Source organism: Pseudomonas luteola NBRC 103146, assembly GCF_002091675.1.
GTDB lineage: Bacteria > Pseudomonadota > Gammaproteobacteria > Pseudomonadales > Pseudomonadaceae > Chryseomonas > Chryseomonas luteola.
This window is the reverse complement of record NZ_BDAE01000100.1, coordinates 1-580: the sequence shown is the minus strand read 5'-3', so window position 1 is coordinate 580 and position 580 is coordinate 1. Positions and strand designations below refer to the sequence as shown.

Genomic DNA, 580 nt, shown 5'->3' with positions numbered 1-580 from the left:
GCCCGTATTCAGTCCCGCGTAACCGCGTATTGGGAACGCCAACTGCAGCGTCGAATCATTGCCTCACTGTCGGGTGTGATGAACGACAACATTGCCAACGATGGCGGCGACATGGTGCTGGATATAAGTGGCACGACTGCTTCTACCTTCAGTCCTGAAGCGGTGATCGATGCTGCCGGGACTATGGGCGATGCAATGGATTCAGTCACCGCTATTGCCATGCACTCGGATCTGTACCGGGAAGCGCTCAAGCAGGACCTGATCGACTTTATCCCGCTAAGCCAGCAGAACATGCGGATGCCCACCTACCGCGGCCTTGCTGTGGTGGTAGATGACGCCCTAGTCGCTACCGGTGGCGTTTATACCTCGATCCTGTTCGGCGCCGGTGCAGTGGCGTATGGCCTGACCGCTCCGCGAGTCGCTGAGGCTACCGAGGTCGAAAGTATCGCTAGTGCCGGTAATGGTGGCGGTCAACAGATCCTGCATAGCCGCATAAACCTCTCTATTCACCCTGCCGGGTTCTCCTGGGTTGAGGGCACGATCGCTAGCGAAAGCCCCAGCACTAACGAGCTTTCTGGCG

General features: G+C 58.1%; 1 pseudogene. It reads left to right on the top strand.

The features are described from left to right. Nucleotides 1–580 (top strand): annotated as a pseudogene (locus PLU01S_RS25950) (phage coat protein); the annotation flags it as partial.